We start from the raw sequence: 25,456 nt of genomic DNA on the forward strand, positions 1-25,456 counted from the left end.
AGTGGGGAACTGATGTTCGAGAGCCGTGCGAGTGCGGGAGGTGCGTGTGCCGGGCTTCGCGCATCTGCACACCGTCTCCGGGTTCTCCCTGAGATACGGGGCATCCCATCCGGAGCGGCTGGCCGAGCGCGCCTCGGAGCGGGGGATGGACGCCCTCGCCCTCTCTGATCGTGACACCGTCGCCGGTGCGGTGCGCTTCGCCAAGGCCTGTGCCGGGGTGGGGGTGCGGCCGGTCTTCGGGGTGGATCTGGCGGTGGAGGAGGCCGAGGCCGCGCGGAGTGAGCGGCGGAAGGTGCCGGTGCGGGGCGGGGCCTTTGTCGACGAGTCGGCTCCCCGTGCGACCTTTCTCGCGCGGGACGGGGCCCGGGGCTGGGCCGACCTGTGCCGGATCGTGACGGCGGCGCATGCGGGGGAGGGGGCTCCGCTGCTTCCCTGGTCCGGCAATCACGGGGACGGACTCGTGGTGCTGCTCGGGCCCGGGTCGGACGTGGGGCGGGCCCTCGCGGCGGGGCGTCCCGACCGGGCCGCGAAGCTGCTCGGGGCATGGCGTGAGGTCTACGGCGACGCGTTGCGGCTGGAGGCCTTCTGGCACGGGCGTACGGGCACCGGGGCCGGTTCCCTGCGGCTGGCCGCCCGTACCGTCGGGTTCGCCGCCGAGCAGGGGGTGCGGCCGGTGCTCAGCAACGCCGTGCGGTACGCCGATCCGGGGGCGGGGCCCGTCGCCGATGTGCTGGACGCCGCACGGCGGCTGGTGCCGATCGACCCGCGCGGGGAGCTGGATTCCGGAGAGGCGTGGCTGAAGGACGCGCGGGCGATGGCCGGGGTTGCCGAGCGGGTCGTGGAGGCTGCCGGGTACCGGCGGGACACCGCCCGCCGACTGCTGGAGCAGACCCTGGCCACGGCCGGGGAGTGCCGGGTCGACCCCGAGGGCGATCTCGGTATCGGGACCGTTCACTTTCCCGAGGCGCATCTGGTGGGGGCCGGGCGGCGCACCGCCCAGCGGGCGCTCGCCTCGCGGGCGGTGGCGGGGATGGTGCGGCTCGGGTACGGCGGGAGGCGCGCGTACTGGGAGCGGATGCACCACGAGCTGGACATCATCGGCCACCACGGTTTCGCCTCCTACTTCCTGACGGTCGCCCAGGTCGTCGACGATGTGCGGGAGATGGGGATCCGGGTGGCCGCCCGGGGGTCCGGGGCCGGGTCGCTCGTCAACCATCTGCTGGGGATCGCGCACGCCGATCCGGTCGAGCACGGGCTGCTGATGGAGCGTTTCCTGTCCAAGGAGCGTGTGGTGCTGCCCGATATCGACATCGATGTGGAGTCCGCACGCCGGCTCGAGGTGTACCGGGCGATCATCGGGCGGTTCGGCGAGGAGCGGGTCGCGACCGTGTCCATGCCGGAGACCTATCGGGTGCGGCACGCCATCCGGGACGTGGGTGCCGCCCTGTCCGTGGACCCGGCCGAGATCGACCGGCTGGCCAAGTCCTTTCCGCACATCCGGGCCCGGGACGCGCGGGCCGCGCTGGAGGAGCTGCCCGAGCTGAAGGGGCTGGCGAGGGAGCTTCAGCGGGAAGGGACGCGGTACGACAGGCTGTGGGAACTGGTCGAGGCCCTCGACGCCCTGCCGCGCGGGATTGCCATGCATCCGTGCGGGGTGCTGCTGTCCGATGCCTCGCTCCTCGCCCGTACGCCGGTGGTGCCGACCAGCGGTGAGGGGCTGCCGATGTCGCAGTTCGACAAGGAGGACGTGGAGGACCTCGGGCTGCTCAAGCTCGACGTGCTGGGCGTGCGGATGCAGTCGGCGATGGCGCACGCGGTCGCCGAGGTGCAGCGGGTGACGGGGGAGCGGATCGACCTGGACGCGGTGCCGGCGGGGGATCCGGAGACATATCGGTTGATCCGGTCCGCCGAGACGCTGGGGTGCTTCCAGATCGAGTCGCCCGGGCAGCGGGACCTGGTGGGACGGCTCCAGCCGAGTACTTTCCATGACCTTGTCGTGGACATTTCGTTGTTCCGGCCCGGGCCCGTCGCCGCCGACATGGTGCGGCCGTTCATCGAGGCGCGGCACGGGCGGGCGCCGGTGCGCTACCCGCACCCCGATCTGGAAGGGGCGCTGAAGGGGACGTACGGCGTCGTCGTCTTCCACGAGCAGGTCATCGACATCGTCGCCGTCATGACCGGCTGCGGGCGCGGCGAGGCCGACCGGGTGCGCCGGGGCCTGTCCGACCCGGAGGCGCAGGGGCGGATCAAGGTGTGGTTCGCGCAGCAGGCCGCGGCCAGGGGGTATGGGGCGGAAACGATCCAGCGGACCTGGGAGATCGTGGAGGCCTTCGGCTCGTACGGGTTCTGCAAGGCGCACGCCGTCGCGTTCGCCGTGCCGACCTACCAGTCGGCCTGGCTGAAGGCCCATCACCCGGCCGCCTTCTACGCCGGGCTGCTCACGCACGATCCGGGGATGTACCCCAAGCGGCTGCTGCTGGCGGACGCGCGGCGGCGCGGGGTGCCGATCCTGCCGCTGGACGTCAATGTCTCGGGGATCGCCCACCGGATCGAACTGGTGTCTGAATCGGGGGTGTGGGGGCTGCGGCTCGCCCTGTCCGACGTGCACGGCATCAGTGAGGCCGAGGCGCGGCGGATCGCGGACGGACAGCCGTACTCCTCCCTGCTGGACTTCTGGGAGCGGGCCCGGCCGAGCCGTCCGCTGGCTCAAAGACTCGCGCAGGTGGGCGCGTTGGACGCCTTCGGGGCCAACCGGCGCGATCTGCAGCTGCACCTGACCGAGCTGCACCGGGGCGCCCGAGGCGGTGGCGGCGGACAGCTCCCGTTGGCGGGTGGGCGGAAGACCGCGCCGGCGGGGCTGCCGGATCTGACGTCGGCGGAGCGGCTCAGCGCCGAGCTGGGCGTGCTGTCCATGGACGCCTCGCGCAATCTGATGGACGACCACCGGGAGTTCCTCAAGGAGCTGGGCGTGGTCTCCGCGCGCCGGCTGCGTGAGGCGCGGCACGGGGAGGCCGTGCTGGTCGCGGGCGCCAAGGCGGCCACCCAGACACCGCCGATCCGGTCCGGCAAGCGGGTCATCTTCTCCACGCTGGACGACGGCACGGGGCTGGTCGATCTGGCGTTCTTCGACGACTCGCACGACGCCTGTGCGCACACCGTCTTCCACTCGTGGCTGCTGCTGGTGCGCGGAGTGGTGCAGCGGCGCGGTCCGCGCAGTCTGAGCGTGGTGGGTTCCGCCGCCTGGAACCTCGCCGAGCTGGTCGAGCTGCGTGCCGAGGGCGGCCTCGACGAGGTGGCGGCGCGGCTCGCCGAGCCGGCGGCCGAGGGCGCGGGCGGTGATCCGACGGGCGGGCGGCGGATCCAGCTGCCGACCGGATACCAGATGCATCCGTGGGCCGATCTGCGGCCCGCGGGGCAGGAGGTCTCACAAGGGCCTGCTGCCGTAAGGAAGTTGTGGCACCAGAGTCCGGGGAGTGCGGGATGACCATCCTCTGCGTACGTTTCCAGCTGCCGCCGATGTACGAGGCTGCCCTGCCGGGACTGCTCGGGTTGCTGGAGGACTTCACCCCCGTCGTCGAGGCGCTGCCCCCGGACGGGGCGCTGGCCGATCTGCGCGGCGCCGAGCGGTACTTCGGGCGCAGCGCGGTGGAGCTGGCCGCGGTGATCCGGGTGCGGGCCCTCGCGCGGTACGGCGTCGACTGTGTGATCGGCGCCGGCCCGGGCCCGATGCTGGCCCGCGTGGCGCTGCGCGACGCCCGGCCCGGGGTGACGTGTGCCGTGCCCGAGGACCCGGAGGGCATCGCGGAGTTCCTCGCCGGGCGGCCCGTGTCCGCGCTGCCCGGCGTCGGTGCGGCGACCGCCCGCACCCTGAGCGAGTACGGCCTGGACACCCTGGGCCTGGTCGCCGGCGCGCCGCTGTCCACGCTCCAGCGGCTGATCGGCGCGAAGGCGGCCCGCGAGCTGCGCGAGAAGGCGAGCGGCATCGACCGGAGCCGGGTCGTGCCGAACGCCGTCTCGCGCTCGCTGACGACGGAACGGACCTTCGGCATCGACGAGTTGGACCCCGACCGGCACCGCAGGGCGCTGCTGTCCGCCGCCGAGGAGCTCGGCACGCGGCTGCGCGCCGTGCGGAAGATCTGCCGCACCCTGACCCTCACCGTGCGCTACGCCGACCGGTCCTCGACCACCCGCAGCCGCACCCTGAAGGAGCCGACCGCGCACTCGGCGGCCCTGACCAGGGCGGCCTACGGCATGTACGAGGCGCTCGGCCTGCAGCGCGCGCGGGTCCGCGCGCTCGCCCTGCGCGCCGAGGGCCTGGCCCCCGCCGACCAGGCCTCCCACCAGCTCACCTTCGACCCCGTGGACGAGAAGGTGCGCCGCATCGAGGAGGTCGCGGACCGTGCGCGGGCGAAGTTCGGGCCGCGCGCGGTGATGCCGGGGGCGCTGGGGGGTGGCGGCGGCTCCCCGACCGTCAGTTGGCCCAGGGCGGCGTGATGCGGGTGCCGTCGGCCAGCTGCGCCTCCAGGCCGATCGAGGTGGTGACCCACGAGATCGCGGTGTGGTCGGTGGGGTTCTCGACGGCCAGGGTCGCGCCGGGGTTGATGATCACCGTGTCTCCCGCCGAGATCCGCTCGGCGTGACCGTCGAGGCTGATCAGGAGTTCGCCGACGAGGAGGTGGAAGATCTCCTCCCGGCTGACGGTGTGGGCGGGCGCCTTGGTGCCCGCCGGGATCTCCCCGCGCCAGGCGCACAGCTCCTTGCTGCCGGTGAGCGGGGTGGCGTACGAGACGAAGCGGGCGCCGTGGATCTCATGGGTCGTGGCCTCGGACGAGCGGACGACGGGCATGGTGGTGATCTCCGTTCAAGTGGTCCAGTGGCTTGACTATATGGTCAAGCTGCTTGACCAATGTGTCAAGGGTGTTTCAATGCCCCCGTGCAGAACTCCGAAGCCATGGCCCTGTCCGCCGCCCTGCTCGCCGTAGCGGGTGACCTCACGCAACGCATCCATGACGGGGTCGTGGCGCGCGGGTTCGCCGATCTCCGGCCGGCGCACGGCTTCGCCTTCGCGCGACTCGCCCCGGACGGGGCCACCGTCACCGACCTCGCGGCGCACCTCGGGGTGACCAAGCAGGCCGCGAGCCAGCTGGTGGACGAGGTCGTGCGCAAGGGGTACGCCGAGCGGCGGCCGCACCCGCGGGACGCGCGGGCCCGGCTGGTCGTGCTGACCGAGATGGGCTGGGCCTGCACCCGCGCGGCGGAGGCGGCGGCGGCCGAGGTCGTGGGGGGATGGACCGAACTGCTGGGCGAGGGTGAAGTCCGCGTGTTGGGGGAGCGTTTGGCGCGGATCGCTCCCTATGGTCCGATCCGGCCTGCCTGGTGATGATCCGTCAGGGCCCGATGAGGCTCTGGTTATCACTGGAAGTTTTTACTGACACGTAACTTCACACTTTCACTACTCACTCGTAACTTGACGAATGAACAGCATCCTCGTGATCCGGATCACAGGGTAAGGCCGTCGCACCTCCCTTGAGCCGCAAGGAGATCACACGATGCTGCCCTGGAAGCGAGTGCTCAGACCCCTCGCCGCGCTGCTTCTCACCGCCGCCGTCGCCGCCGTCCCCGCCGCCACCGCGCACGCCGCCGACGCCGCTCCGAGCAGTGGCTGGAACGACTACTCCTGCAAGCCCTCCGCCACCCACCCCCGCCCGGTCGTCCTGGTGCACGGCACCCTGGGCAACTCGGTCGACAACTGGCTCTCCCTCGCCCCGTACCTGAAGGACCGCGGCTACTGCGTCTACTCCCTCGACTACGGCCAACTGCCGGGCGTACCCCTCTTCTACGGCCTCGGTCCCATCGACAAGTCGGCCGAACAGCTGTCGTCCTTCGTGGACAAGGTGCTCGCCGCGACCGGAGCCGCCAAGGCCGACCTGGTCGGGCACTCCCAGGGCGGCATGATGCCCCGTTACTACCTCAGGTTCCTCGGCGGAGCCGCCAAGGTGAACGCCCTCGTCGGCCTGGCCCCCGACAACCACGGCGCCACCCTGAGCGGTCTCACCAACCTGCTGCCGTACTTCCCCGGCGCCTCGGGCCTGATCAACTCCACCACCCCCGGCCTCGCCGACCAGATCCCCGGCTCCGACTTCCTCGCCAAACTCAACGCGGGCGGCGACACCGTCCCCGGAGTGCACTACACGGTCATCGCCACCAAGTACGACGAGGTCGCCACGCCCTGGCAGAGCCAGTACCTGAGCGGCTCGGACGTCCACAACGTCCTGCTCCAGGACCTGTGCCCGCTCGACCTCTCCGAGCACGTCGCCATCGGCCTGTTCGACCGCATCGCCTTCCACGAGGTGGCCGACGCACTCGACCCGGCCCACGCCACCGACACCACCTGCGCGTCGGCCTTCAGCTGACGTGCCGCCGGGGCCCGTCCGGCCTGAGCCGCCGGACAGGCCCCGGAACCCTCACCGGCGGCGGGCGCCGTCCGCGCGCCGTCCCACCGACAGGAACAGCGCCGCCGAACCGAGCGCCAGCGCCGCCGCGCCGCCGATGGCGACGTACGTGGTGCCGGAGGAGGCGCCGGTCTCCGCGAGGTTCTCCGGCGCACCGGCCGCCCCGGGCGTGTCGGGCGCCGAGGAGGGCCGCGGTGCGGGGGTGGCCGCTCCCGCACCGCCGTGACCGTGGTGCCGCATCGTCGACTTGTCGGCGCCGGCCGCGATCTGCCGGTCGGAGGGCGCGGAGGCGGACGGAGCGGGGGGCGCGCCCGTGCTTCCCGCACCGGCGCCGCCGAAGTCCACGTCCGAGCAGGAGTAGAAGGCCTCCGGGCTGTCCGAGCGCTGCCAGATCGCGTACAGCAGCTGCCGGCCGGACCGTTGGGGAAGCGTGCCGGAGAAGGCGTAGAAGCCACCCGAGGCGACCGGGTCGGTGGCCGTCGCCACCGGGTGCTCCAGATCCAGCTCGGACCAGGCCAGCGGCTTGGCAGGGTCGTAACCGGGCTTGGTGGCATACACCGTGAAGGTGCCCTTGTGCTGCGCCGTCACCCGGTACCTGAAGGTGTACGAGCCGCTGTGCACGCGCGTCGCCGGCCAGTCGGCGCGCGCCAGGTCCAGTCCCTTGAACTCCTCGTTGTTCGCGCTGCACAGCTTGCCGTCCGGGATCAGCCTCCGGTGCTGCCCGGCGGCGTCGCCGATCCGGACGCCGTTCCAGTCGTACAGCGCCTGCGTGCCCCCGGCCGCCACGGCCGCCTTGCACGCGGCCGACCCGGGGCTCTCCGGCCCCTCCGCGTAGCACTGAGAGACCCGGCTGACCGGATCACCCATCGAACCGTGCGCGGACGCGGGGGCGGCCGCGAGCGCGGTCAGGGCGACGGGCAGACCGAGCACGGCGGCGGCGGCCGTACGACGGGCGCGAACGGGCATGCGGAACTCCTCGGCGGGCGGTCCTTCGGCGGGGCGGGGAACCCGTGGGGGGCGATCCGAAGCTAGCCCGGAGAAACCGTGAAATCGCCTGCCGGAGGGGGGCGGAGGGGATCCTTATGGTGGCGTTAAGGCCGGACTAACCGGGGGCTCAGGAAGGGGGGAGGGGCCCGGGTGGCCACCTGCGCCCGAGTAGCGCCCCGGAAGTTCTGGCGTGCCTGTCGCAGGCCGAGGTAGTGGTTCGGGCCGCCGCGGACCTCATCCGCGTCGTGCTCGTCCTGGCCGTCGTCCTCCCAGTGGCAGACGTCGCAGATCTCGAATGCCCCACGCCGAGCTGATGGGCAAGTCCCGTGCTTGCTGGATCAGGCATCCGAGGTGAGCCGCAGCGTCGAGCCGGCCGCGTTGCCCCGGTAGTGGCAGCGCACCCGCTTGCGAGCGCCACTGCTCCCCCGTGTTCGTTGCGTCCCCTCGGAACGGGCACGCAACGGACACGGGGCCTCTTCGTCCCGAGCTGCCGGCTGGACGGCAGGAACCACCAGGGTGACCCGTCGCGGCGGACAGCCGCCGGGCAGCGGTGCGCAGGCCTGCGCTGCGGATGCCGGCGGCAGTGCGCGCACGCCGCTGCCCTCTCATGCGTGGAAGGCGCCGCGATGTGGGCCGATGTCCGGGTCGAGTTCGTGGATTATCTTGCGGGCGTCCTCGAGGATGCCCGCCGTGCACAGCACCTTCCAGTCCGCATAGTCGGGCGACTGGTCGAGGGCCGTACGTAGGAAGGCGGCCTCGGCGGCACCGAGGAGAGGCCGGAGCCGCTGGAGCAGGTGGGTGTCGGGTGGGTTTTCCGTTGTGTGGACGTCGGCCAGCTGTCCGAGCAGGGCGGCGAGGTCGGCCAGGACCCGGTCCAGACCCGGTGGGGCGCTCGCAGGTTCAGGCGGCAGACGGCTGTCGTGCTGGTCCCGGCGAAGGTCGGGCGGCCGACCTTCACGGAAGGTCAGGTTGTACAGGCCGCGGGTGATGCCGCGGACCTGGTGCCCGACGTGGTCCAGACACTGGGTGGCCTCGGCAAGCCGATTGATCCGGGGCCGGGCGCTGCCTGCGCGGGGGCGGAGCCGAATGGCGTCCTCCGCGTCGCGCACCGCCTTGCGGACCGACTCCAGCCGCTTGGACAGCTCCCGAGCGCGGCTGACCCACTGCCCGCTGTACGCCGTCCAGTCACCCGCGGCGAGCTGATCGGACACCTGGGTCAGCAGGTCGGCGATCTGCCGGGTCAGACGGGCCAGTTCCTCGCCCGCACGCCGGGTGAATCCAGGTGCGGGCAGCAGGAGGCCGACCAGGGTGCCGATGAGGACGCCCACCACGTTGTCCTCCAAGCGGGTCGCACCGTATCCGAAGTGAGCGGCCGTGCCCATCACCAGCACCGCGGTCAAGGCGACCTGATGCATCTGCGGTCCGAGCCGCAGCAGTCTCCCCGCGTACAGACCGATCAGGGTGGCAAGCAGCACCGTGACCGCGTTCACACCCAGCGACGCGGCGGCTGCCACGCCCAGCAGGAACCCCACACCGATCCCGGCCGCACGCTGCAGGCTCTTGCGCGCGGTCGCGAACGGCGTCGCGTGCGCCCCCAGAATCGCCCCCGCGGGCGCCAGCGAGGCCGAGTCGGAATGCAGAAGCGCGGTCGCGATCCACCAGGAGAGCCCGGCGGCGACCGCGGTACGCGCCACCATCGCTCCGTCCCCGAACCCGGCCACCAGCCGGGAGCGCACCGCAGCGGTGCGCGGACGAGTATCCATGCGGGCTCTCCTCGTACCGTGCCAGGTTCCTCAGCCATCCGCCAAGGGTGAACTCGTCGGGCAGTCGGCCTGCATTCTCCGCCCCCGTACGTCCGGACGCCGTCAGCCGCAGTGCCGTGTCGATCAGCGGCACATGGCCGAACGCCTTCGGGAAGTACGCGACGAACGCGAGCGGAAGGCGGTACGGCAGGGGGCCCTCCACCGCCTTCGGCAGGACGTTCAGCAGGTAGCTGCCGACCGTGTCGAGGAGTTCCTGCAGCCGGCGTCCCCAGTGGCCGGTCGGTGCTCCGGTAGTAGCGGGCCGTCTCGCCCGTTGCTCGGCCGAGTTGCCGTGAGGGGACCCGTGCCCCCTGTCGTGGTGCTCGACCGCATTCCGGAAGAGACCGCCGAGAGAGCGGTCGCGGCCCTGCGCGATGCGGGAGGACAGGCAGAACTGAGGCAGCAGCCGAACCAGACTCCCCCGGTCCGGGAACTTGAGGGGCTGGGTTCTCGCTGGTCAGGTGGTGCTCATGGGCGGCCGAGTGGTCGTCGTCGGCCACCGCCGAGCGGCCCCGGACGGCCCGGAGACGGCCCAGGCGACGGCCCGTCAGCCAATCTGTCCGACGGCCTACGAGCTGATCGGCAACTCCCGTGTTCGCCGGTGCTCGGGCCCGTGGCTCCTTCAGGCGGCCCACGTGGTCGCCCAGTCGCGGACGGAGTTCACCGAGCCGTTGGAACGCGTTTGTAGCAACTGCTGGATCGGCTGCTTAGCGTGCGCTGATCACTTCTGCAGTTGGAAGGACACCCACATGAGACGCGCCACCAAGGCCTCCGCCGCAGCTGTCGGCCTGGCCGTCCTCGCGGTCACCGGTACCGCCGTCGCCGCCGCGAACCACAGTGACAACGACTGGCCCTACGCCCACCACAGCGCGGCGTCGTACACCCTGGCGGCTGTCGGCGACATCGCCTGCGAGCCCGACGACGCCGAGAACGCCGCCACCCCGACGTCGCTCAAGTGCGGCAGCCCGACTCTGGGCGGCATGAGCGCCGAGTTCGCCACCGCGAAACAGGCCACGGACATGCACCCCGATGCCGTGGCACTGCTGGGTGACGAGCAGTACCAGGTCGGCAAGCTGACCGACTTCGAGCAGTCCTTCGAGCAGGCATGGGGCGGCCTGAAGATGCTGGAGCGTCCGGCGCCGGGCAACCACGAGTACTACCCGTACACCAAGAAGGGAGACAACGAGTCCGGCCAGAACGGTGCCGGCTACTTCGGCTACTTCAACGGCCACGACCAGGCCGGCACGCCGAACAGCCAGGGCCAGGCCGGCGACGACACCGCCGACAGGCAGGGGTGGTACTCCTACAACCTCGGCAACTGGCACATCATCTCGCTCAACGCCGAGTGCGACTCCGACGCGTTCAGCCACGACTGCTCCACGACGGACAACGGCCTCCTCGGCCAGGAGACCCAGTGGCTCTCGCAGGACCTGGCCGCCAACACGCGTCAGTGCACGATCGCGTACTGGCACCAGCCGACCTTCAGCGCCACGACGGCATCGACCGCCACAGTTCCGGCGTCCGCGCCGGGCGCCGGCGGCACCGAGGGCGCAGCCACCGACGCGTGGTGGAAGCTCCTCTACCAGCACCACGCCACGCTCATCCTCAACGGCCACGAGCACGCGTACGCCCGGCTGCGGCCGATGAACCCGGCCGGCCAGTACGACCCGACCCACGGCATCCCGGAGTTCATCGTCGGCTCCGGCGGCGAGGCCATAGACACCCTCGCCGGCACGCCGGGCAACTACGCCAACCCCAACGTGGTGACCGCCCAGGCCAGCGCCTTTGGCGGCATGAAGCTCACCCTCAAGTCCAACAGCTACAGCTGGGACTACAAGCCCGTCCTGCCGGGCCCCGGCTTCGACTCCACGGCGCTGCAGTACCACGACTCCGGCAGCGGCACCTGCAAGTGAGACCCCGTCCTTCCCTCGCCCCAATCCCCGGCATTCCCGTCCGGCGGTCCCGCTGACCAGCGAGACTGGAGAAGCCCACGGCTCTGAACAGCTCAGATGCCGTGGGCTTTTCGTCATTGTCGGTCGGCGTCGGCCGACCCCGCACGGGCCGGGGGCGGCCCAGGTGTCCCCGAGGTCTGGGCCCTCCTTCATCATGTGCGTCATGTCACTGACCTTTGGCCCCGACCGGCAGACCCGTGAGTTCCAGTGCGACTGCTGCAACGCCCCCATCGAGCGAGCCTGGAACTTCGTCCACGCAGACGGCGCGCCGTACGCCGTGTACTTCGCGAACTGCTACCACCACCGGGACCGCGATCATGACGCGTGGATAGACGTGATCTTCGGAACGTGGGGCGTCGGGTCCGACCAGTGGGACGACCACGTCTCGTTCGCATGTCGGGTGGGTCCCGTCGTCGGCCAGGACGATCCCGCATCCACTCTGGTCGCAGCAGGTCTCGCGCATCCCGATGGACCTCTCTTCGGCCACAAGCTCGACCGCGAATCCGCCCTGCGACATCCAAGGTTGCCGGAGTTCTGGCAGGTCTCTGACTTCATCCTGGAACACGACCCGTTGGTGCGCGGTCACGTCTACGGACGCTGAACGACCGCCGGTGCGCGGCCGGTCTACCCGGAACTGAGCAGACGGAGAGGGGAACGGCGGCCCGCGAGGCCGCCGCCGCCACACGCCGGCGGTGATGCTCACGGAGTGGCGCTTGGCAATGGAGGCACACCCGCAGGCGGACGCTGTACTGCGCCGGGGGATGTGGTCACGCGTGGCACAACCTGCCGGATCCGCCAGGTAGCGTGCGGTCATGACCGAAGAGAGGCCCGAGCGGGTCCGGGCGGCCGTCGCCGCCGACGTGCCGGCCGTACAGGCGGTGACGGACGCGGCCTACCGCCCCTACATCGCGCGGATCGGCGTGGTGCCGCAGCCCATGGAGGCGGACCACGCCGGAAACGTGGCCGCAGGCAGGGTGTTCGTCACCGGGGAGCCCCTGCAGGGGCTGGTCGTGATCGAGGCGTTCGCCGGGCACCTCCTCCTGGACAGCGTCGCCGTCCATCCCGACGCCCACGGCAGGGGCGTCGGGCGGCGGCTGCTGCACTTCGTCGACGCACGCGCGCGTGAACTGGGTCTCGGCGAGATCAGGCTCTACACGAACGCGTTGATGTGGGAGAACCAGAAGATCTATCCGAGGTACGGATACGAGGTCGTGGAACGCCGTGTCGACGGGCCCTACGACCGGATTCACTACCGCAAGCTGCTGGACTGACGGCCCCGCGGCTCAACCGTCGGGCCACCAGGTGCGTGCGATGTCCTTGCGCACCTCCGGGCGCCCTGCGGGACGCTCCTCCGCCTCGTCGCGGAGCCGGCGGCTGACCGTCCTCTTCAGGGGCTTCTGCGCTGTTTCGCGGCGCATGGCTGCCTCCTTCGGTGTCTACCGAGTTCCGCGGTGTCACGGAGATAGACGCTTTTGGGGAGAGTTACTCATCGGAACCGGATTGTCAGTGGCGGCTGTCACTCTTGGGGCATGACGCATGTGAATGAGGACACGGTTGCGGCCGGTGCCCCGGAAGTCGACTGGGACGCCGAGGCCCGCGCCTTCGACGACCAGCCGGACCACGGCCTGCGCGATCCCCGGACCCGCGCCGCCTGGGCGGCCCGGCTCCGCTCCTGGCTGCCAGGGGGCCCCGCCGACGTCCTCGACCTCGGCTGCGGCACCGGCAGCCTGTCGCTCCTCGCGGCCGAGCAGGGACACCGGGTGACGGGCGTCGACTCTTCCCCGGCGATGGTCGAGCGGGCCCGCGCCAAGCTCGCCGGGTGGCACGCGGTGGTCCTGCACGGGGAGGCGGCGGCTCCGCCGGTGGGGGAGCAGCGCTTCGACGTCGTCCTCGTACGGCACGTGCTCTGGGCGCTGCCGGAACCGCACCGGGCACTGCGGCGCTGGCGGGACCTGCTCCGGCCCGGGGGCCGCTTCGTCCTGGTCGAGGGCGTCTGGGGCCGACTGCACCCGGTGGGCGTCCCCGCCGCCCGGCTCACCGAGCTGCTCGCACCCCTGAGCACGGACGCGCGCGTGGAGCGACTGACCGATGACCCGCTGTTGTGGGGAAGGGCTGTGGAGGACGAGCGGTACGCGGTGGTGGCGACGGTGTGACGGGGCCGGGGCGGGCGGTCGCCGCGAGTGTCAGGCCAGCAACCGTTCGAAGCCGCCGGCGCGGGCCAGCGTCTCCAGGTCGTCGAGGGCGGCCACGGCGGCGGACGCGGCCCCGGGATCCGTCTCCGCCAGCCCGCTCTCCGCGAACTCGTCCTCGTCCAGACGCCGTACGTCCGTGCCGTCCGCGGAGCGCCACAGGTCCAGGTCGAGGTCCTCCACGACCAGTTCACCGCCGGTGCGGACCGCAGGGCGGGTGATGTCGCAGTACCAGCCCTTCACCGTCCCGTCCGCCGCGCGGACCTCCTTCACCGCATACCAGCGGTCCCGCCAGTAGTACTCGGTGAAGAGGTCGCCCGGCTCGAAGCGGACGAAGCCGAAGTCGCGCACGCCCGCGCCCGCCCAGGGTGCGCGTACGGCGACCCGCGTGCCGTCGTCCTGGAGCAGCTCGGCCGGATAACGGATCTTCGTCCGGCCGGCCTTGACCAGGACGACCTCCAACCGCGTCGCCCCGTCAGCCGAGTTCGCGGACATAGCGCACCTCCGTCGCGCAGACCTCGTACCCGAGCCACTTGTTGATCGCGAGCATCGGGCCGTTTCCGGTGTCGTTGCCCGTGAGCGCCTCCGTGCAGCCGGCGGCGCGGGCCCGGTGCAGTGCGTGGACCTTGGCGAGCTTGGCCAGACCCCGCCCGCGGTACGCGCGCGCGGTACCGGTCATGGCCGTGCCGTACCGGGAGCCGCCGTCGGTGTAGGCCACGCTGAACGCGGCGGGCCGGCCGTCGGCCATCACGACCGTGGTCAGCTCACGGTCGAGCAGCGGGTGCTTCCAGTTCTGCTCGACCCAGGCCTCGTAGTCGGTGAACTCGGAGTCCACGTCGCTCGGTTCGTCCGACATCGTCTCCGCGTCCAGCTCGAACAACGGACGCGGGTCGTCCGCGAAATCGGCGGCCGTGCGCAGTTCGACGCCGGCCGGAGGAGCCGGCAGGGGCGGCAGCGCGGCCCGGGCCAGGTCCAGGCGCAGGAAGTGGGCGGAGCGGCCGGCGTGATAGCCGCGCCGTTCGGCGAAGGCCCGGTTGGCCGGCTCGTCCAGGAGCCAGGCGAACAGCTTCGTCGCCCCGTGCGCGGCCAGGTGCTCCTCGGCCGCACGGACCAGCAGCCCGCCCGCGCCGCGCCGCGTCCGCTCCGGATGCACGTAGATGTTGAGCAGCCCCTGGCCCGGCTCCGGGCTGTCATGGGCGAGGGCCACCTGGGCGGTGCCGATCGTCTCGCCGTCCTCCTCCGCGACCAGGGACCTGTGCCCGGCCTCGGGCGGGGTGTGGTCGAGGTGGTGGAGGATGCCGTCCGGGGTCCACAGGATGTAGGGCAGAGCGAGATGCCGTACCCGGGCGAAGGACTCGACATCGGATCGGTCGTCGGGGCGCAGGTCGCGCACGATCACAGTCATGGGCAGGCACGGTAGGCGCAGGCGGGCCGGGGATGCCTCTCATTTTCCGGCGGGTGCGCGACAATCGGCCCGTGAGCCTGAAGATCCGCATCGACGACAGCGCGCCCCCGTACGAGCAGGTACGGGCGCAGATTTCCGAGCAGGCGCGGTCCGGGGCACTGCCGGTGGGGTACCGGCTGCCGACCGTACGCGGACTGGCCGAGGCCCTGGGCCTCGCGGTGAACACGGTCGCCAAGGCCTACCGCGCGCTGGAGAGCGACGGGGTGATCGAGACGCGGGGGCGCAACGGAACGTTCGTGGCCGCCGCCGGCTCGGCCGCGGATCGTGAGGCCTCCCTGGCCGCTCAGGCGTATGCGGAGCGGGTGCGGAGGCTGGGCCTCGGGGAGTCCGAGGCGTTGGCCGCCGTGCGGGACGCCCTGCGGGCCGCTTATGGGGAGTAGGGGAGAGGTGTGGGCGTGGCTCGGCGTCGTCGCGGCGGAAAGCACTCACCGGCGTGACGCCGGCTCCGGAGTTCTGGTCACCGCCAACCCCGCCCGCCGCGCCGTGCTCCCGAAGACCACCGCGTCCGCCACCGCCGCACCCCCCGGATCGTTGTTGAAGTAGGCGTACACGTCCTCTCCCTGCTCCCAGGTCGTCGCGATGCGGTCGATCCACGTCTCCAGGGACCGCTTGCCGTAGCGGGGCCAGGGCCGGGCGCGGCCCTGGTGGAAGCGGACGTAGCCCCAGTCGGCGGTGCGCCACAGCGGGGTGACCGGGCGGGCCTGCACGTCGGCCCAGCACAGGGCCGCGCCGCGGGCCGAGAGCACCGCGCGCACCTCGGGCGTCCACCAGGAGTCGTGGCGGGGTTCCACCGCGACCCGCGTACCGGACGGGAACCGGGCCAGGCAGGCGTCCAGCAGGGACGGATCCGCGCGCAGGGTCGGCGGGAGCTGAAGCAGGACCGGGCCCAGACGGTCGCCGAGGCCCGCCGCGTGGCTCATCAGACGGTGGACCGGTTCCTCCGGATCCTTCAGGCGCTTGATGTGGGTCAGAAAGCGGCTGGCCTTGACCGCGACCACGAAGTCCTCCGGGACCCGGTCCCGCCAGGCCTCGAAGTTCTCCCGGGAGGGAAGACGGTAGAACGCGTTGTTGATCTCCACCGTCGCGAAGAGGCGTGTGTACTCCTCCAGCCACAGCCGCGCCGGGACCCCGGCCGGATAGACGAGATCCCGCCAGTCCTTGTACTGCCACCCCGAGGTGCCGACGAACAGGGTCACAGCACCATCAAAGCACTACAGGTACAGGCCCGCGTCCGCGCCGTCACGCGCCCCCGGAACCGAGGTCGGCGCCGTGCCCCGGCGCAGCGCGTACAGCTCGGCCAGCGTCGCCCCGTCGCGGCCGACACCCTCCTCGCTGCCGAGCCAGTTCACCGCCTCGCGGCGGGTCAGCGGGCCCACCTCGATGCGGGCCAGACAGCGGCCGGGGCGCACCACGGCGGGGTGCAGGCGCTCCAGGTCCTCGTTGGTGGTGACGCCGACCAGGACGTTGCGGCCCTGGCCGAGCAGGCCGTCGGTGAGGTTCAGCAGCCGGGACAGCGCCTGTCCCGCCGTGTGCTTGGCCTCGCCCCGGATCAGTTCGTCGCAGTCCTCCAGCAACAGCAGCCGCCAGCGGCCCTTGCCCGCGCCGTCCTCCTCGCCGATCGCGATGTCCATCAGATACCCGACGTCGGAGAAGAGGCGTTCGGGGTCCAGGACGCAGTCCACCTGGCACCAGTCGCGCCAGGAGCGGGCCAGCGTGCGCAGGGCGGAGGTCTTGCCGGTGCCGGGCGGGCCGTGCAGCAGGAGCAGCCGGCCGGCGATGTCCTCCGGGGTCGTCTTCATCAGGCGGTCCATCGCCTCCGCCACCGGTGCCGTGTAGTTGGCCCGGACCTCGCCCCAGGTGCCCGCGGAGATCTGGCGGGTGGTGCGGTGCGGGCCGCGCCGCGGGGAGACGTACCAGAAGCCCATGGTCACGTTCTCCGGCTGCGGCTCCGGTTCGTCGGCCGCGCCGTCCGTGGCCCGGTCGAGGACCGACTTCGCCAGCTCGGCGCTGGTCGCCGTCACGGTGACGTCCGCGCCGCGGTTCCAGCGGGAGACCAGCAGGGTCCAGCCGTCGCCCTCGGCGAGGGTCGCGCTGCGGTCGTCGTCACGGGCGAGCCTGAGCACGCGGGCGCCCTCCGGCAGCAGGGTCGCGCCGGAACGCACGCGGTCGATGTTCGCCGCGTGCGAGTACGGCTGCTCGCCCGTCGCGAAGCGGCCGAGGAACAGCGCGTCGACGACGTCGGACGGCGAGTCGGAGTCGTCGACGTGGAGCCGGATCGGCAGAGCGTCGTGTGGGTTCGCAGACATGCCGCCATGATCCGGCACGGATGCGCTCCGCGCACGGCATTTCCCACCCCTTGCCCCCGGTGTTCCACGACTGTTCCGGGTGTTCCCAAGACCTGCCCGAGCCATCGGTTCCGCCGTTACTGTTGTCCTCGATGGGACGTCATGGGTGGGATTCGGATACTCGGCGGTGGCGGCTCACCGCCCTGCTCGGTGTGGGCGCGGCCGCGCTCGCCCTGGCGGTGACCCTGTTCAGCACGTTGTCCGGCGGGCCCAGCACGGCGGGCACCTCCCGCGACGGCGACAAGGTGCACGGCACCCCCGCCACCTCCGCCGCGAAACCGGAGCCGTACGTCGGCTGGGGCTTCACCCACACCCAGTACAGCGCCGACGAGGGCGACGGGGCGGCGACCGCGCGGGTGAGGCAACTGCTCGGGCAGAACTCCGGTCTGGCGCAGAACCAGCACATCATGGGCTGGGGCGCCGACAACCCCGAACCGGTCAAGGGGCACTACGACTTCGGCGCCCTCGACCGCCGCGTCGACTTCGTGCGCGCCTCCGGCGGCACCCCCGTGATCACCCTGTGCTGCTCCCCGGACTGGATGAAGGGCGGCAACGCCGGCGTCGACAACACCAACTGGAGCCAGGCCGCCCTGGAGACGGCGCCCACACCCGGTCACTACCAGGACTTCGCCGACCTCGCCGCCACCGTGGCCCGGCGCTACCCGGACGTGAAGCACTTCATCGTCTGGAACGAGTTCAAGGGCTTCTGGAACGACGCCAAGTCCCGCTGGGACTACGAGGGGTACACCAGGCTGTACAACCTCGTGTACCGGGCGCTGAAGAAGGTCGACAAGGACATCATGGTCGGCGGCCCCTACCTGGTGATGGACAGCGTCGACCCACGCGACCAGAACGCGTCCACCGTGCTGAAGGGGCCCTGGGGCGCCATGGACCAGCGGGTGCTCGACGCCTTCTCGTACTGGAACGCGCACAAGGCCGGCGCCGACTTCACGGTGGTCGACGGCTCCAGCTACACCCGCGACGACGAGATGCTCCCCGACGAGTTCGCGGCCACCGACAAGCTGACGGCCGTCAGTGCCTGGGTGCGGCAGCAGACCCACGACCTGCCCCTGTGGTGGGCGGAGTACTACGTGGAGCCCGGCGACGGCAACGACGACCGCAAGGGCTGGACCGAGCCGCACCGGGTCGCCGTCCAGGCCGCCGGGATGATCGCCATGGTCGAGGGCGGCGCGGATTCCGGCTTCTACTGGAACCCGGAGGAGAAGGCGGGCACCGACTGCGCCGGCTGTCTGTGGACGCCGACCGACGCGGGCGGCGGTGGGCAGGCGCTTCCCATGTACGGGCTGGTGTCCCGGTTCGCCGAGGCGTTCCCGCCCGGCACCACGTACGAGACGGTCCGGGTCGCTCCGGACGACGTGCCCAATGTCCGCGTTCTGGCCAGCGCCAGGACCGTCCTCGTGGTCAACACGCGGAACCGGACGATCAGCGCCCAGGTCGACGGCAAACGGTTCGACATGCGGCCGTACGAGGTGAGGTGGCTCGACCGCTGAGCCACCCCACACCCCTCACGCCATGCGTCACTTCATGGTCAGGAACCGCTGTGCCAGCGAGGCCAGCACCACCGCCAGCAGTGGCAGCGCGAACCAGAACGAGCCCTGGAGCAACCGCAGGTGCCGCACGCCCGGCCGGACCGCGACCCGGACCCCCTCGCGCGCGGCCAGCAGCAGGATCAGGACGACGGCGGCCAGCGCGCCGACCACCGACCACGGCGTCCAGGTCACCTGCGGCCCGATCGGCCCCGGATGCGGCTGCGGCACCGCGCCCGCCGGCTGCCTGCGCAGCGCGAACACCGTGACGTCGTCGTTGACCAGGACCTTCGTCAGCTCCTGCCGGTTGTCCAGGTTCTCGATCAGCCGGGGCTCCCAGGTCGCGGAGTATCCCGCGTCCAGCTGCAGATAGGTCACCTGACTCTCGTTGATCATGAGATACGAGTTCGGGCCCGCGTCCTTGAGCGCCTTGACCAGGCCGGAGACCAGCACCGGATCGGTCGGCGCGAGCGTCGGCACATAGTTCACCCGCTCCATGTCCTTCGCGCCCCACGGCATCGCCGGGGTCACGTCGTTGACCGTGTCCTGGGTCAGCCACAGCAGCCGCACGGTCGGCTTGTCGTGGGCGTACACCCAGTTCATGGCCGCGACCTCGCCGGGCCGGGTCCGCTCGAACGGCTCGTTGCCCCAGCGGGCCACCAGGAAGCCGCCCATCAGCAGCAGCCCGGCGAGCAGCGCGGCCAGCGGGGCGAGGCTCACCCGGTCCTTCTCGCGCTCCTCGGCGGTGACGCCGGCGCGCGGGAAGAGGGCGAGGGCGCCGAGCAGGGCCGCGCCGGGCACCGCGAACATGAAGACGCGCAGCGCCATCTCACCGCCGTACGACTGCATGCCGAAGCCCAGGAACGGCACGAAGGCCAGGACCAGCAGCGAGCGCTCGCGGTAGCGGTGGAAGCGCCGGCGCCACCAGCCCCAGCAGGCGAACGCCAGCACCGAGCCGGCCAGCAGCACCCGGGTGTACAGCACCAGCTTGTGCGTCGAACTGCCGCCCTGGATACGGCCGGAGACGGAGGTGGAGACATTGCTGCCGACCCCGCCGACCCCGCCGAACAGGTCGTTGAAGTGGCCGGACCAGTACGGCTCGGCCATGAAGCCGACCCAGACCGCCACCAGCACCGCGAACAGCAGCGGCAGCCCGCGCAGTTCCGACCGGCCCAGCAGGACCAGGGTCGCGAGCACGCCGAGCATGATGAACGGGGTGAGCTGGTGCGCGGGCACGCTCGCCACGTACAGGCCGATCAGTACCAGGAGCAGGACGGCACGTTGGCGGCGGTCGGCCGGTTCCACCTCTGCCTCGCCCGGACGGAACTTCGTCCAGATCACGCGCGGTGGCCGGAACCAGACCAGCAGGACCGCCACGAACATCAGGTACAGCAGATAGGTGAAGCCCTGCGGCGAGAAGTAGTCCTGGCCGACCCAACCGCACAGCACGAACAGCCACACGCCGGTCCACTTCGCCCGCCAGCTCGCCCGCAGCGACCGGGTGAGCAGGAACATCGGGGCCAGATAGGACAACTGGATGGCGGTCGGCCACCAGCGGATGACCTCGGTGAAGTCGGTGACCCCGCAGGCCCGGCCGACGAACGCGGCCACCGCGAAGAAGCCCGGCCAGCTCCAGCGGGCGTCCAGGTCGGGTACGGCGGACCCGGTGCGGTCGATGTAGTCGATGAACCCCAGGTGCTGCCAGGCCGTCGGGAACCGCGGCTCGGTCTCGATCACGGCGGGCAGCGAGTGCAGCGACACGACCGTCGCGAGCAGGGTGAGCAGCAGCAGCGCCCGGTGCTCGCGGCGCAGCCAGAGCAGCGCGGCGAAGACGCTGACCAGCAGGGCCGCCCCGACGAGGGTGGGCAGCGGCAGCACCGAGATCAGTCCCAGACCGCCCATCCGGTCCAGATCGGCCTCGCCGAGCCTGAGCGCGGGCACCCAGTACAGCAGCAGCGCGGCGATCAGCAGACAGCCGAGGACGACGCCGGAGCGGGTGGGCAGCAGCCGCTGCCGCAGCGGCACCGGAGCCGGGGGTTCGCCGGGCACGGGCTCCTCGGTCAGGGGCTCGTCCGGTACGGGGGTGTCGGCGGCCCACTGCGCGGCGTGCGGGTCGATCGTCCCCACGGACGCCGCCAGTTCCTCCGCCGAGAAGGGTGCGTCGACCTCCGCCGCCTCCGCCTCCCGCAGCAGTTGCGCCTCGGCCGGGCCGAGCGAGGCCTCGCTGCCCGGTTCCCTCTCCTCCACCGGCAGTCCGACCGGAACCGCCGGCGCCGGTGTACCGGCGGGCGGGGTGCCGGGACCCGGGCGGACGTCCGGCCGGCGCTCCACGTGGTCGAAGTCGACATGGATGCCGAGGGCGAGGGTGTCGGAGTCCAGCGCCCAGGCCGGGCTGTGCCGGCGCGCCGGCAAGGCGGCCGCGATCTCGCGCGGCCCCAGGTCGGCGAGGTCCCCGTCGGGTGCCGCCGTGTCCGGCACGGTGGCGGGTGCCGTCCGGATGGTCCTCCAGAGCTTCGGCGCGGCGATCGCAGCGATCACGGCCAGGCTGGCGGCCTCGGCCACGCCCGCGCCGGTCAGCCCCATCCGGGGCAGGAGCAGCAGGGTCAGGCCCAGCACCAGCACGCACAACAGACCCTGGAGCCAGGCGAGTCCGGCGGTACGGCTGCGGGCGCGCAGCACCGCGAAGTACGTCTCGATCACGACCCGGAGCACCGAGCCGAGCGCGAGCCAGCGCAGCAGCGGGGTCGCCGCGTCCGCGTAGCCGTCGCCGAACACGCCGAGGATCCACGGGGCCCCGACCATCCACAGGGCCGCGATCGGCAGCATGATCCGCGCCATCCGACTCAGCGCGGCGCGGGTGTTGGCGGCCAGCCGCGTCGGGTCGTGCGAGCCCTCCACCGTGAGGGACGCACCCATGTTGATGGCGAGCAGGTCCGTCGTGCCGCCGATCGTGGTGGCGATGTAGAAGTAGGCGTTCTCCGCGGAGCTGACCTGCGCGGCGACGATCACCGGGACGAGGTAGATCACGGCGAGCGAGAACAGCGAGCCGGTGTAGTCCCCGGCCAGGAACCTGCCGACCTGCTTCAGCGTCGGCGGCTCGGCACGGCCCTCGGTCGCCTTCACGTGCCGGGGCGCCAGCCGCCGGAACACCAGCCAGCCCAGCGGCACCACCGAGGTGGCGATCGCGGCCACCCAGGAGACGAAGACACCGGTGGTCGGGATGGCGACGGCGAACGCGACGAGCAGGGCCAGCTTCACGGCCGAGAACACGGTGTTGCCGACCGGCACCCAGGTCGCGCTGCGCAGTCCGGTCAGCACGCCGTCCTGCAGGGTGAGCACGTTCCAGGCGATGACGGCCAGGATGAAGCCGAGGCCGTTGACCGTCCCGTGCAGGAACCGGTACGACGGTCCCCAGGCGTCCAGGGTCAGCAGGAAGACGCCCGCAGCGACCGCCACCAGCAGCGAACTGCCCGTGTAGGTACGGAAGATGAGCCTGCCGGTGCGTTTCCCGGCGACCGGGATGAAGCGGGCCAGGGCGCCGGTCAGGGTCACCGCGGTCAGTCCGGCGAGGAACTTCATCGCGGCGATGGCGGCGGAGCCCTGTCCGACCGCCGACTCGGAGTAGTAGCGTGCCGCGGCCAGCCAGAAGCCGAGTCCGAGGACGGCGGAGATGCCCGTGTTGAGCATCAGCGCGTAGGCGTTGCGGAACAGCGGGCTGCCGTCGCCGGACCGTCCCGTGCCGGGCAGCCGGAAGCGGCGCCCGGACCTCTCGGGCGTCTCGGCGCCGGTCGTCGCGGACTCGGTCGTGGTCGTCGTGTCAGACACGGGAACGGATGGCCTTCCGGCGGACCTGGCGGGCTCTGCGGACGAGGGCGTACCCCTTGGTGAGGGCACGGTCCCCGGCGAAGGTGCGGGTGATGGCGCGGCCGTGCAGCAGCCGCTCGAACTCCTCCACGCCGGTGCTCCGCCGGACCGTGACCCGCCGGAGCGCGTACGGTCCCTGGTGGCGGCGGGCGAGGGCGTTGCCGACGGCGAGGGCCTGGCCGTACCCGTGCTCGCGCACGGCCTGGCGGACCCGGCGGCTGGAGTAGCCGTAGGGGTAGGCGAACGACACCGGCCGGGCGCCGAGTTCGTCCGCGACGATCTCCGTGCAGTGGGTCAGTTCCCTGCGCAGCGCGCCGTCGTCGAGCTGGTCGAGCTGCGGATGGGTGTGGCTGTGCCCGCCGATCTCCACGCCGGCGGCGGCCAGTCGGCGCACCTGCGGCCAGTCGAGCATGGTGTCGAGGCCGCCCCCGGTGTCGTACGCGCCCCTGATCCAGCCGGTGGAGACGAACACCGTGGCCGGGTAGCCGTGCTTGGCGAGGACGGGCAGGACGTGCCGGTGCACGCCCTCGTAGCCGTCGTCGAAGGTGACCAGTACCGGCCGTGCGGGCAGCGGACGGCCGGTGCGCCAGCGGTCCGCGAGGTCGGCGGTGGTGAGCGGAGTCAGGCCCAGGTCGCCGATGAGCGCCATCTGCTCCGCGAAGGCCTCCGGGGCGACCGAGAGGGCACGGGTGGCGTCGTTGGGTGCGGTGGCCACGGAGTGGTACATGAGGATCGGCACCGGGGTGTCAGCCATGGCGGCCTCCTGGGGCCGGCTCGCCGCCGCTCGGGGTCTGCCCGGCGTGGACGGGTGCGCCTCCGCCTCCGCCCGGTTCAGCGCCGCTCGGGGCCGGCTCGCCGCCTGCTGGGATCGGTGCCGACGAGAAGGCCGTGCCGTTCCGGCGCGCCCGCAGACTGCCCACCGCGTAGCCGCCGGCGGCACTCAGCGCCCCGGCGACGATCGCGCCCGCCCGTCCCGCGCCGCCCGGCCGGGCGAGCAGTGCGTCCCGCAGACCCCGGGCGACCCCTGCGGGCAACACCCTGGTGCTGTACCGGCGTTCGGACTCCAGCCCCTTGCCGGCGCCGACGCTGCGGGCGACCAGCGCCTTGGACAGGCCCTCGGCGTAGGTGCGGGTGCGGAAGTAGGCGAAGTGCTCGCGGGGTGCGGGCACCCGGTGGTGGATCACCGCGCGGTCGTCGATGAGCAGGACGGCGTCGGGGCGGGCGCGGGTGAGGCGGATGCACAGTTCCGTCTCCTCGCAGCCCAGCGGGCGCCGGTCGCCGTCGCGGCCGATGCCGGTGGCGAAGCCGCCCGCCGCCTCGAACGCCGTACGCCGGAAGGAGGCGTTGCCGCCGAGGACGTTGCGGACCCTGACCCGGCCCGGCGGCAGCCCCTTGTAGGTGCAGCCGACCACCCAGTCGAACTCCTCCGGGAACCAGGCCGGCCGCCGGCCGGACGCCCAGACGGGCTCGGTACGGCCGCCGACCGCCATGACGCGCGGGTCGGCGTAGCCCTCGGCGAAGCGGCGCAGCCAGTCGCGTTCGGCCACGGCGTCGTCGTCGAGGAAGGCGATGACCTCGCCCTGTGAGGCGGCGATGCCGGTGTTGCGGCCGGCGGACAGCCCGCGCGGGCCGGCGTTGGCCAGCACCTGGACGCCCGCGGTCTCCTTGTACTCGCGGGCCAGCCGGTCCTTGAGGGCCCGGTTGTGGTCCACCACCAGAAGGGTCTCCAGCGCCGGATACGACTGCGCGCGCACCGAGGAGACCGCCGCGAGGATGTCCTCCCAGCGGTCCTCGGTGTACACGCAGATCACGACGGAGATGCCGGGATCTCTCAAGACACCTCTCCCCGGACCGTGTCGAGCATCGGCGAGTGGTGTTCCTGGCGGCGCAGCTCGCGCCGGTTGGAGCGCTCCCCGAGAATGACCTTGAGCACCCGGAACCCGTCGCGCACGGCCCGCAGATTGCTGGTGCCGTGGATGCGGAGGTACTCGTGGCTGGGAATCTCCTGGACCTTCAGACCGGCCTTGACCACTCTGATGTTCATCAGCGTCTCGACCTCGAAGCCGGTGCAGTCGAGGTCGATCTTGTCGAGGCAGTGCCGCCAGAACGCGTTGTAGCCGTAGCACAGGTCGGTGTAGCGGGCGCCGAACTTGCGGTTGACGACCGTGCACAGCGCCCAGTTGCCGAGCTTGCGGATGAAGGTCATGTCGTCGGTGCCGCCGCCGTTGGCGAAGCGCGAGCCCTTGGCGAAGTCGGCGCCGGAGACCAGCGCGGAGACGTAGCTGACGATCTCTCCGCCGTCGGCCGAGCCGTCGGCGTCGACCATCACGATGATGTCGCCGCTGCACGCCTCGAACCCGGTGATCAGGGCGTCCCCCTTGCCCTTGCCGTGCTGTTCGACGACCTTGACGTCCGGCCACAGGGAACGGGCCACGTCGACCGTGTCGTCGGTGGAGTTGCCGTCCACCAGCACGACTTCGTGTATCCAGTCCGGAAGGGTCTTGAAGACGTAGGGCAGGTTCTCCGCCTCGTTCATGGCGGGAATCACCACGCTCACCGGCGGAGTGATCGCCAGGTGGGAGGAGATCGGACGGTAGTCGGCGGCGATTAACGGATCTTGCCCTGAACCCGGCGGGCGCAGAACGGAACTCATGAGTCTTTTCCCTCTCGTCCGGTGGACCGCCCACCCCCGGGCAGCCCGGATCTGTGTCCGGTTCGAAAGGGGGGTTCTCGTCTTCGGCACGGGAGATCCATCCGCGAATCGATCTCCGTGCACGCCGACGAGCTGGCAAAGCTGGCCGGTCTGCCGGAGAAAGACGGCAGCCGGTCGCGCGGCACGACTCGGTCACAGTT

At 71.8% G+C, this 25,456-nt stretch carries 22 protein-coding genes and 2 pseudogenes; 10 read left to right on the forward strand and 14 right to left on the reverse strand.

The features are described 5' to 3' along the window. The first annotated feature begins 46 nt into the window (after nucleotides 1-46). Both AB0L59_RS33085 and AB0L59_RS33090 read left to right on the forward strand, forming a co-directional pair. Entirely contained in the window at nucleotides 47-3,484 is a 3,438-nt protein-coding gene (locus AB0L59_RS33085) for a DNA polymerase III subunit alpha (RefSeq protein ID WP_365590333.1), read from the forward strand. Further along, nucleotides 3,481-4,494: a hypothetical protein gene (locus AB0L59_RS33090; protein ID WP_365590334.1), complete on the forward strand. Its 1,014-nt coding sequence runs from the start codon at nucleotides 3,481-3,483 to the stop codon at nucleotides 4,492-4,494. The genes AB0L59_RS33085 and AB0L59_RS33090 overlap by 4 nt, the downstream gene beginning before the upstream one ends. Here AB0L59_RS33090 and AB0L59_RS33095 read toward each other — a convergent pair. Continuing rightward, nucleotides 4,472-4,846, reverse strand: a complete 375-nt coding sequence (locus AB0L59_RS33095) for a cupin domain-containing protein (protein ID WP_365590335.1) — start codon at nucleotides 4,844-4,846, stop codon at nucleotides 4,472-4,474. The two genes, AB0L59_RS33090 and AB0L59_RS33095, sit on opposite strands and share 23 nt — an antisense overlap. 87 nt (nucleotides 4,847-4,933) lie before the next feature. Between AB0L59_RS33095 and AB0L59_RS33100 the strand changes: the two genes are divergently transcribed. Continuing rightward, nucleotides 4,934-5,380: a MarR family winged helix-turn-helix transcriptional regulator gene (locus tag AB0L59_RS33100; RefSeq protein ID WP_365590336.1), complete on the forward strand. Its 447-nt coding sequence runs from the start codon at nucleotides 4,934-4,936 to the stop codon at nucleotides 5,378-5,380. Nucleotides 5,381-5,549: 169 nt separating this feature from the next. Next, entirely contained in the window at nucleotides 5,550-6,413 is an 864-nt protein-coding gene (locus AB0L59_RS33105) for an alpha/beta fold hydrolase (protein ID WP_365590337.1), read from the forward strand. A 51-nt stretch (nucleotides 6,414-6,464) separates the two neighbouring features. On the opposite strand, the gene AB0L59_RS33110 is transcribed toward AB0L59_RS33105, so the two are convergent. From AB0L59_RS33110 to AB0L59_RS33125, 4 genes and pseudogenes are all read right to left on the reverse strand, one after another. Continuing rightward, complete coding sequence (locus tag AB0L59_RS33110) at nucleotides 6,465-7,418, reverse strand: lytic polysaccharide monooxygenase (protein ID WP_365590338.1); 954 nt, start codon at nucleotides 7,416-7,418, stop codon at nucleotides 6,465-6,467. Between the two features lie 125 nt (nucleotides 7,419-7,543). Next, nucleotides 7,544-7,747 (reverse strand): annotated as a pseudogene (locus tag AB0L59_RS33115) (CPCC family cysteine-rich protein); the annotation flags it as partial. 297 nt (nucleotides 7,748-8,044) lie between these two features. Beyond that, nucleotides 8,045-9,202, reverse strand: a complete 1,158-nt coding sequence (locus AB0L59_RS33120; protein ID WP_365590339.1) for an aromatic acid exporter family protein — start codon at nucleotides 9,200-9,202, stop codon at nucleotides 8,045-8,047. A gap of 142 nt (nucleotides 9,203-9,344) precedes the next feature. After that, nucleotides 9,345-9,476 (reverse strand): annotated as a pseudogene (locus AB0L59_RS33125) (ABC transporter); the annotation flags it as partial. Nucleotides 9,477-9,990: 514 nt separating this feature from the next. Between AB0L59_RS33125 and AB0L59_RS33130 the strand changes: the two are divergent. The 3 genes from AB0L59_RS33130 to AB0L59_RS33140 all read left to right on the forward strand — a co-directional run bounded on the left by AB0L59_RS33130 (nucleotide 9,991) and on the right by AB0L59_RS33140 (nucleotide 12,464). Beyond that, nucleotides 9,991-11,154: a metallophosphoesterase gene (locus AB0L59_RS33130; RefSeq protein WP_365590340.1), complete on the forward strand. Its 1,164-nt coding sequence runs from the start codon at nucleotides 9,991-9,993 to the stop codon at nucleotides 11,152-11,154. Nucleotides 11,155-11,356: 202 nt separating this feature from the next. Continuing rightward, nucleotides 11,357-11,794, forward strand: coding sequence for a hypothetical protein (locus tag AB0L59_RS33135; protein ID WP_365590341.1), 438 nt, complete (start codon nucleotides 11,357-11,359; stop codon nucleotides 11,792-11,794). Between the two features lie 211 nt (nucleotides 11,795-12,005). Beyond that, on the forward strand, nucleotides 12,006-12,464 hold the full coding sequence (locus AB0L59_RS33140) for a GNAT family N-acetyltransferase (protein ID WP_365590342.1): 459 nt from the start codon (nucleotides 12,006-12,008) through the stop codon (nucleotides 12,462-12,464). A gap of 12 nt (nucleotides 12,465-12,476) precedes the next feature. On the opposite strand, the gene AB0L59_RS33145 is transcribed toward AB0L59_RS33140, so the two are convergent. Further along, entirely contained in the window at nucleotides 12,477-12,611 is a 135-nt protein-coding gene (locus AB0L59_RS33145; protein ID WP_365590343.1) for a hypothetical protein, read from the reverse strand. Between the two features lie 111 nt (nucleotides 12,612-12,722). Between AB0L59_RS33145 and AB0L59_RS33150 the strand changes: the two genes are divergently transcribed. Then, nucleotides 12,723-13,346: a class I SAM-dependent methyltransferase gene (locus AB0L59_RS33150; protein ID WP_365590344.1), complete on the forward strand. Its 624-nt coding sequence runs from the start codon at nucleotides 12,723-12,725 to the stop codon at nucleotides 13,344-13,346. A 30-nt stretch (nucleotides 13,347-13,376) separates the two neighbouring features. Here AB0L59_RS33150 and AB0L59_RS33155 read toward each other — a convergent pair whose 3' ends face one another. Both AB0L59_RS33155 and AB0L59_RS33160 read right to left on the reverse strand, forming a co-directional pair. Next, on the reverse strand, nucleotides 13,377-13,877 hold the full coding sequence (locus AB0L59_RS33155; protein WP_365590345.1) for a DUF402 domain-containing protein: 501 nt from the start codon (nucleotides 13,875-13,877) through the stop codon (nucleotides 13,377-13,379). Then, a complete protein-coding gene (locus tag AB0L59_RS33160; RefSeq protein WP_365590346.1) occupies nucleotides 13,858-14,787 on the reverse strand; it encodes a GNAT family N-acetyltransferase in 930 nt (309 codons plus the stop codon). The genes AB0L59_RS33155 and AB0L59_RS33160 overlap by 20 nt, the downstream gene beginning before the upstream one ends. 71 nt (nucleotides 14,788-14,858) lie before the next feature. Here AB0L59_RS33160 and AB0L59_RS33165 point away from each other — a divergent pair, with 71 nt between their 5' ends. Next, complete coding sequence (locus AB0L59_RS33165) at nucleotides 14,859-15,227, forward strand: GntR family transcriptional regulator (RefSeq protein WP_365590347.1); 369 nt, start codon at nucleotides 14,859-14,861, stop codon at nucleotides 15,225-15,227. Nucleotides 15,228-15,272: 45 nt separating this feature from the next. Here the strand turns inward: AB0L59_RS33165 and AB0L59_RS33170 are convergent, their stop codons facing one another. Beyond that, nucleotides 15,273-16,043 carry a DUF72 domain-containing protein gene (locus AB0L59_RS33170; RefSeq protein ID WP_365590348.1) on the reverse strand — a complete coding sequence of 257 codons (771 nt, stop codon included), beginning with the start codon at nucleotides 16,041-16,043 and terminating at the stop codon, nucleotides 15,273-15,275. 15 nt (nucleotides 16,044-16,058) lie between these two features. Further along, entirely contained in the window at nucleotides 16,059-17,153 is a 1,095-nt protein-coding gene (locus AB0L59_RS33175) for a DUF5925 domain-containing protein (RefSeq protein WP_365590349.1), read from the reverse strand. A 131-nt stretch (nucleotides 17,154-17,284) separates the two neighbouring features. Here AB0L59_RS33175 and AB0L59_RS33180 point away from each other — a divergent pair, with 131 nt between their 5' ends. Then, nucleotides 17,285-18,703, forward strand: a complete 1,419-nt coding sequence (locus tag AB0L59_RS33180; RefSeq protein ID WP_365590350.1) for a xylan 1,4-beta-xylosidase — start codon at nucleotides 17,285-17,287, stop codon at nucleotides 18,701-18,703. 27 nt (nucleotides 18,704-18,730) lie between these two features. On the opposite strand, the gene AB0L59_RS33185 is transcribed toward AB0L59_RS33180, so the two are convergent. From AB0L59_RS33185 to AB0L59_RS33200, 4 genes are read right to left on the reverse strand one after another with little or no spacing between them, the layout of a single operon-like run. Then, on the reverse strand, nucleotides 18,731-22,564 hold the full coding sequence (locus AB0L59_RS33185) for a polysaccharide biosynthesis C-terminal domain-containing protein (protein WP_365590351.1): 3,834 nt from the start codon (nucleotides 22,562-22,564) through the stop codon (nucleotides 18,731-18,733). Continuing rightward, nucleotides 22,557-23,357 carry a polysaccharide deacetylase family protein gene (locus tag AB0L59_RS33190; RefSeq protein WP_365590352.1) on the reverse strand — a complete coding sequence of 267 codons (801 nt, stop codon included), beginning with the start codon at nucleotides 23,355-23,357 and terminating at the stop codon, nucleotides 22,557-22,559. Before AB0L59_RS33190 ends, AB0L59_RS33185 begins: the two co-directional genes overlap by 8 nt. After that, nucleotides 23,350-24,438: a glycosyltransferase family 2 protein gene (locus tag AB0L59_RS33195; protein WP_365590353.1), complete on the reverse strand. Its 1,089-nt coding sequence runs from the start codon at nucleotides 24,436-24,438 to the stop codon at nucleotides 23,350-23,352. Before AB0L59_RS33195 ends, AB0L59_RS33190 begins: the two co-directional genes overlap by 8 nt. After that, the gene (locus AB0L59_RS33200) at nucleotides 24,435-25,256 is read right to left on the reverse strand and encodes a glycosyltransferase family 2 protein (RefSeq protein WP_365590354.1); all 822 of its coding nucleotides are present in this window, start codon (nucleotides 25,254-25,256) and stop codon (nucleotides 24,435-24,437) included. Before AB0L59_RS33200 ends, AB0L59_RS33195 begins: the two co-directional genes overlap by 4 nt. Between the last annotated feature and the right edge of the window lie 200 nt (nucleotides 25,257-25,456).

The organism is Streptomyces sp. NPDC052109 (assembly GCF_040680195.1).
GTDB lineage: Bacteria > Actinomycetota > Actinomycetes > Streptomycetales > Streptomycetaceae > Streptomyces.